Consider the following 6385-nt stretch of genomic DNA (forward strand, 5'->3'; position numbering starts at 1 on the left):
CCTCACTGGGTCGCCCCGACACCGCCGGTGCAGGCCGCGCCGGGCTCGGGGGTCTGCGGGCCCTGCACGTACTTGGTGAAGAAGGCGTCGACCCGCGGGTCGCTCGCGCTGTCCACGGTCACCTGCTTGCCCCAGGCGCTCAGCATGATCGCGCCGGACTGGTCGTCGACCGGGCTCATCAGCGAGTACGGGGTCTTGCCGACCTTCTCCGCCAGCTTCTTCACCTCGGCCTCGGCGGCCTTCTTGCTGTACGTGACCCAGACGGCGCCGTGCTCCAGCGAGTGCACCGCGTTCATCTCGGCGATCTTCGTCTTGTAGACGTCGCCGTCGCAGTTCTGCCAGACCTGGTCGTGGTCACCGCCGACCGGGGGCTTCATCTCGTAGGAGACCGGGGTCGTCACGTGGTTGCGGCCGAGCTTCTTGGCGTCCCAGGACTTCTCGTCCTGGATGGGGGCCTTGGCGGCGGCCTCCTGCTGCTCCTTCTTCTCGGACTGCTTGTTGAGCACGTAGCCGCCGAAGCCGACCAGGCTCAGGACGACGACGGCGGAGACGCCGATCGTGATGAAGCGGTTGCGGCGCTCGCGGGCCTGCTCGGCGCGGCGCATCTCCTCTATTCGGGCGCGGCGGTCGGCGTTGGCGGAGCGGTTGGCGGCCATGTGAATGTCGTCCTTCTCGGATGGGGGGTTGGCATCAGGCGTCGGGCGTGAGCCGGGGGCGGGGATGGATGCGGCCCGCCGGCTACGTCCGCATGACTTGAAGGACGTGCAGGTCCGGCGCGCGCGGCTGCGCGTCGGAGCGGAAGGCCCGGCCGGAGGGGTGCGCCGGTACGGGGCCCGGGAGCCGGCCCTCCGCGTGCTGCGGGGGGTCGAGCGGCGGCGCGGTGAGCACCGCCGGGCTGAGCGAGGGGAACAGGGAGCAGTCGCCGCGGTCGTACGGGCAGACGTACTCGTGCTCGGCGGCCGTGACCCGGTGGTGCGCCCGTGTGGTCTCGTCGTGGGACGGGGCCGTGTCACCGGCACCCAGACAGACGAAGAGCGCGGCGAGGAGCGTCGCCACGGCACTCGCCAGTGCCATGGGACGCGCGCGCCTGGACAGGCGTACGAGTGGAGGGCCCCCCATGTGCGGAGATCGTAGTGGCCCATGGGCCGGAAGTGGGGATCCGGGGGCAAGTACGGGGGACCCGCGAGGGGAACAGACGCACGGAACCGGCCGGTCCGGCGTTACCTGAGTCACACACGAGCAGGCACTATGGGTGTGCAACGTGCGCGAAACCATGTGGTGGGATGCTCAGGTGCCCCCCGATGTGCCCGAGGCGGTGGGAACAGGCGGCCTGACCAGCAAAGATGGGTGTGGAAATGGACAAGCAGCAGGAATTTGTGCTCCGGACGCTCGAAGAGCGAGACATCCGGTTCGTGCGGCTGTGGTTCACCGACGTGCTCGGCTTCCTGAAGTCGGTGGCCGTGGCGCCCGCCGAGCTTGAGCAGGCGTTCGACGAGGGCATCGGCTTCGACGGCTCCGCCATCGAGGGCTTCGCCCGTGTATACGAGTCGGACATGATCGCCAAGCCGGATCCGAGCACGTTCCAGATCCTGCCGTGGCGCGCGGAGGCTCCGGGCACGGCCCGGATGTTCTGCGACATCCTCATGCCCGACGGCTCGCCGTCCTTCGCGGACCCGCGCTTCGTCCTCAAGCGCATCCTGGCCAAGACCTCGGACCTGGGCTTCACCTTCTACACCCACCCCGAGATCGAGTTCTTCCTGCTGAAGGACAAGCCTCTGGACGGCACGAAGCCGACCCCGGCGGACAACTCGGGGTACTTCGACCACACCCCGCAGAACGTGGGCATGGACTTCCGCCGCCAGGCCATCACGATGCTGGAGTCGATGGGCATCTCGGTGGAGTTCTCGCACCACGAGGGTGCCCCCGGCCAGCAGGAGATCGACCTCCGCTACGCCGACGCGCTCTCCACGGCCGACAACATCATGACCTTCCGCCTGGTCATGAAGCAGGTCGCGCTGGAGCAGGGCGTGCAGGCCACGTTCATGCCGAAGCCCTTCTCGGAGTACCCGGGCTCGGGCATGCACACCCACCTCTCCCTCTTCGAGGGCGACCGCAACGCGTTCTACGAGTCGGGTGCGGAGTACCAGCTCTCCAAGGTGGGCCGCTCCTTCATCGCCGGCCTGCTGAAGCACGCGGCCGAGATCTCGGCCGTCACGAACCAGTGGGTCAACTCCTACAAGCGCATCTGGGGTGGCTCGGCCCGCAGCGCGGGCGCGGGCGGCGAGGCCCCGTCGTACATCTGCTGGGGCCACAACAACCGCTCGGCCCTGATCCGCGTCCCGATGTACAAGCCGGGCAAGACGGGCTCGTCCCGCGTCGAGGTCCGCTCGATCGACTCGGGCGCCAACCCCTACCTGACCTACGCGGTCCTGCTGGCGGCGGGCCTGAAGGGCATCGAGGAGGGCTACGAACTCCCGGCGGGCGCGGACGACGACGTCTGGGCCCTCTCGGACGCGGAACGCCGCGCGATGGGCATCGAGCCGCTGCCGCAGAACCTGGGCGAGGCGATCGCCCTGATGGAGAAGAGCGAACTGGTGGCGGAGACGCTGGGCGAGCACGTCTTCGACTTCTTCCTGCGCAACAAGAAGCAGGAGTGGGAGGAGTACCGCTCCGAGGTCACGGCGTTCGAGCTGCGGAAGAACCTGCCGGTGCTGTAGGCGCAGGTCGGAGCGGGTAGACCCGCGACAAGACGGCTCAGGGCCGACGGTGGTGAACCGTCGGCCCTGCATGCACGGGGAGCCCACCGCGATGCCGCGACCTCGGTGTGGAGGTGCAACCCCTCGCCTCGCTCAGGGGGCCGTCCAGATGGATACGTCTAGCGGAGGCGCTGGAGCGCGGGGAGCCAGGTCACGGGAGCGTTTGATTGGCTTCACATTGCTGCCGGGGACTGAGGCAGACGAGAGCGTCCCCCCACCACACAAGCTGCGCTCTCGCATGCTACGTGGGGCGCGGAACACCCGAAGATCTGCTCTCGCTGCGCAGACTGGGACCGTGCGACGGATGAGCCGCGGTCTTAGGCTGAGGGTTCCAAGTGAAGTTCTGACGCACCTCAAACTTAGTATCCGAGGCCGCAAACGGGCTGACTGTGGGGGGAATCATGGGAACTGCACTGATCGCCGTGCTTGGCACCCTGCTGGGCGCCATGGTCACTGGGAGTATGCAACATCTGACCAGTCGGGCCGCACGTCGCGACCGTGACCAGCAGGCGCAACGGGCCGTAGTGGCACAGCTGCTTGGGAGTGCGGCGGAACACCGAGCGGTCCAGTACCTCAGGCACAATGCGCGACGGGAGGGAGGGGCCGATACGTATGAGACTCGGTCAGTGCGCTATGCAGCCAGGTCTCAGCTCACCAAGGCCCTCTCAGAACTCCGGCTTTCCGGGATCGATCCCGAAATCGCCCGCTTGGCTGTGGACCTGGTTGCCGCTTCCATCGCGCTGGGTGAGGCGGAGTCCACCGACCGTACGGCAGTCGATGCCGCAGGCGACGTTGCACGAGCCGCCCACACCGCTCTGGAGACTGCAGCAGCTACCCACTTGAGGTAAAGGCGCGGTTGCGAGATCCGGCCTGGCCCCGCTAGCCCTTCCCCCGTTCGGGATGGCGCCAGGTGACGCTGGCGGGGCGTCACTTCCTGCGCAATAAGAAGCAGGAGTGGGAGGAGTACCGCTCCGAGGTCACGGCCTTCGAGCTCCGGAAGAACCTGCCGGTGCTGTAAGCGCAGGTCGGAGCGGGTAGACCCGCGACAAGACGGCTCAGGGCCGACGGTGGTGAACCGTCGGCCCTGAGGCGTTTCACTGCGGGTGGGTCAGGAGACGTGGTTGTACGTGCGGTCTCCGGTCAGGGCCGGGCTGGAGGTCCGGGGGGCGAAGGGGGTCGTCTGGTCGCCGGTGCCCGCGTAGAACCAGCCGGTGTTGTTCGGGCCGTACGCGTAGAGGTCGGGGCGGCCGTCGTAGTTGGCGTCGCCGATGCCGATGGTGTCGGTGTAGGCGTTCCAGCCGCCGCCGATCTGCTTGCGGGCGGCGAAGGTGCCGTCGCCCTTGCCGAGGTAGAGCCAGAGCACGCCGGCCTTGTCGCGGGCGACGAGGTCGCCGGCGGCGGCGCCGCCGATGTTGCCGGTGGCGGTGATCTGGTTGTAGATGCCCCAGCCGCCGGTGCCGATCTTCTGGCGCTTGGCGAAGGGGGCGCTGACGTTGCCGGTGTTGGTGTAGAGCCAGAGGGCGCCGGCCTTGTCGGTGGCGACGAGGTCGCCCCGGCCGTCGCCGTTCAGGTCGCTGCCGCCGGTCAGCTGGGTGTACGTGTTCCAGCCGCCGCCGATCTGCTTCCGGGCCGCGAGGGACGACCCGTAGGCGCTGGCCGTCACGTCGTACAGCCAGAGGACGCCGTTCCTGTCCCGGGCGACGAAGTCGGCGGAACCGGGGCCGATGCCGCCGACCGTCTCGATCCGGTCGTAGATCTGCCAGCCGCCACCGACCTTGTAGGCACTGTAGATCGGCACGAGGGTCTTCTTGGCGACGTCGTACTCGGTGCGGGCCTCCCACAGCACGCCCTGGGCATCGCGGCCCAGCAGGTCGGGGCCGCCGTCCAGGTCCTGGTCGTGCAGGGAGGAGAGTCCCTTGGCGCCCGTGAAGCTCCCGGAGGCCTTCACGTCCGGACCGACGCCGTTCTGCGGAGTGGCCGTGAACGACCAGTCGTACTCCCCGACAGCGGCCTCCTTGCCCATCTCCGATTCGGCCGCGATCTCCGGCCAGCTGATGCCGAAGACCCCGTTGCCGTAGTAGAAGGGGCTGCCCGCGGACTCGCTGTAGAGGTGCAGCTTCTTCGAGAACGACTTGCCGGTGCCGCGGTGGGTGATCTTCAGATCGACGTCGGCGTTCTCCCGGGACAGCTTCCACTTGAGGAGGGGACCCGGGGCGGCGAGGTCGACGGTGGGCGGTATCTGCGTGGCGAGGTGGACGAGCTGGGTCGGCTCTCCGGTGGAGGCGACCAGCTCGGCGGCCGGCTTACCGTTCGCGCCGAGGCTGATCCGGTAGAGCCCCTCACCGTGCTCGACGGTGCCGCCGCGCACGAGCAGCGTGTTGTCCGGACCGGGCTTGGCCGTGTTGACGTAGTCGAGGAGCTTGAACGTCTCGCCCGAGGTCAGGGACTTCGCCGTGAAGGGGATCAGAGGCCGCGCGACACCTGTGCCGTCTCCCGCGAGCCGCCCCGGGGTCCCGTACATCGCCCAGGTACCCAGCAGGCCGACGGCGCTGCGCTCCCCCTCGGCGAGATGGAGGTCGGTCATGGACTCCTCACCGGTGGCGCGGTCCACGGTGTAGTACTTGCCCCCGTCCCCCGTCCAGGCCAGGTGCGTGGCGGAGAGCGCGCTGAACTCCCCCTGGCCGCTGGAGGCCCCGTCGGTCTCGTGGGTGGAGACCACCTTGGCGGCGGCGAGGTCCACCACGGCGTACTCGCGCCGCCACGTCCCGGGGGTCCCGCTCTGCAGGGCGTAGTCGACGAGGACCGAGCCGTCACGCGCGGGGGTGGAGGTGATGTCCGAAGCCCCGGACGGGATACCTTCGATCTTCCGCTGCGTGACGGTGGTGCCGGTCCGGGTGACGAGGCGCAGCTCGAAGGATCCGTCGGCCTTCTTCATCTCCGCCAGGACCGTGTCCCGCGAAACGGCCTTCACGTAGACGCCGTTCAGTGCGCCGAGGTCGATCGTGACGGTCGTACCGCCGGCGGCCATGTCGTGCAGCTTCACGACCAGGGAACGGCGAGGGGTCTGCCCCAGTCCGGTCATGACCACGTCCGAGGCGGTGGAATCGGCCACCGGGGCGTCGATCGTGGTGGTCGAACCGTCTGCGAACCGGGTCCACTTGAGCACCGGCCGCGTGCCTCCCTCCCACCCGCGGGTCAGGAATCCGGTCTTTCCGGCCGCGCTGAACGCGAACGCCTTCGCCGGGTACGCGACGGATGCCGTCTGCGTTCCCGCGTCGCCGCCCGTCACGGCGGCGGGCAGGGACGCGGCACCGGCCGGAAGAGCTAAGGCGCCCGCACCGAGAGTGACAGCGAGGACCGTGGTGATCGCGGCGGAGGCACCGCGACGGGTCGTACGCGTGGACTTCAAAAGTTCCTCCAGTGTCAATCGAATCGACGAGTGATGTTGCTGGCGCCGTTTCATGAGACTCGTGTTCGGACCGGAGGGTTGTACGCGTGTTTCGGGCCCGCCCCCAACGCGGCGAGCCGCGCGGGACCCGGGGGGCCCCGCCCGCCCCCCCGGCGGGGGCGGCGCCCCGCCCGCACCCCCGCGGGCCCCCGCCGCAGGGGAGGGGGGGGGGCGGCCGCCC

At 69.2% G+C, this 6385-nt stretch carries 4 protein-coding genes and 1 pseudogene; 2 read left to right on the top strand and 3 right to left on the bottom strand.

Annotated features, from left to right (window positions below; genetic code table 11):
* Positions 1-2 precede the first annotated feature (2 nt).
* Together ACFVGW_RS18220 and ACFVGW_RS18225 are read right to left on the bottom strand one after the other, a co-directional pair.
* The gene (locus tag ACFVGW_RS18220) at positions 3-656 is read right to left on the bottom strand and encodes a DUF3105 domain-containing protein (protein ID WP_383229525.1); all 654 of its coding nucleotides are present in this window, start codon (positions 654-656) and stop codon (positions 3-5) included.
* Positions 657-738: 82 nt separating this feature from the next.
* Complete coding sequence (locus ACFVGW_RS18225; RefSeq protein ID WP_385852681.1) at positions 739-1074, bottom strand: hypothetical protein; 336 nt, start codon at positions 1072-1074, stop codon at positions 739-741.
* Between the two features lie 281 nt (positions 1075-1355).
* On the opposite strand from ACFVGW_RS18225, the gene ACFVGW_RS18230 reads away from it, so the two are divergent.
* Both ACFVGW_RS18230 and ACFVGW_RS18235 read left to right on the top strand, forming a co-directional pair.
* Complete coding sequence (locus ACFVGW_RS18230) at positions 1356-2717, top strand: glutamine synthetase family protein (RefSeq protein ID WP_352188302.1); 1362 nt, start codon at positions 1356-1358, stop codon at positions 2715-2717.
* Between the two features lie 970 nt (positions 2718-3687).
* Positions 3688-3774: pseudogene (locus ACFVGW_RS18235) on the top strand (glutamine synthetase); the annotation flags it as partial.
* 90 nt (positions 3775-3864) lie between these two features.
* Here the strand turns inward: ACFVGW_RS18235 and ACFVGW_RS18240 are convergent.
* Positions 3865-6165, bottom strand: coding sequence for an FG-GAP repeat domain-containing protein (locus ACFVGW_RS18240; protein ID WP_385852682.1), 2301 nt, complete (start codon positions 6163-6165; stop codon positions 3865-3867).
* Positions 6166-6385: the final 220 nt, after the last annotated feature.

This window comes from Streptomyces sp. NPDC127129 (genome assembly GCF_042671585.1).
Lineage (GTDB): Bacteria > Actinomycetota > Actinomycetes > Streptomycetales > Streptomycetaceae > Streptomyces.

What these genes read in the sequence shown, in the direction of transcription:
- ACFVGW_RS18220 (WP_383229525.1), bottom strand. Translation starts at nt 656, where the DNA reads ATGGCCGCCAACCGCTCCGCCAACGCCGACCGCCGCGCCCGAATAGAG.
- ACFVGW_RS18225 (WP_385852681.1), bottom strand. Translation starts at nt 1,074, where the DNA reads ATGGCACTGGCGAGTGCCGTGGCGACGCTCCTCGCCGCGCTCTTCGTC.
- ACFVGW_RS18230 (WP_352188302.1), top strand. Translation starts at nt 1,356, where the DNA reads ATGGACAAGCAGCAGGAATTTGTGCTCCGGACGCTCGAAGAGCGAGAC.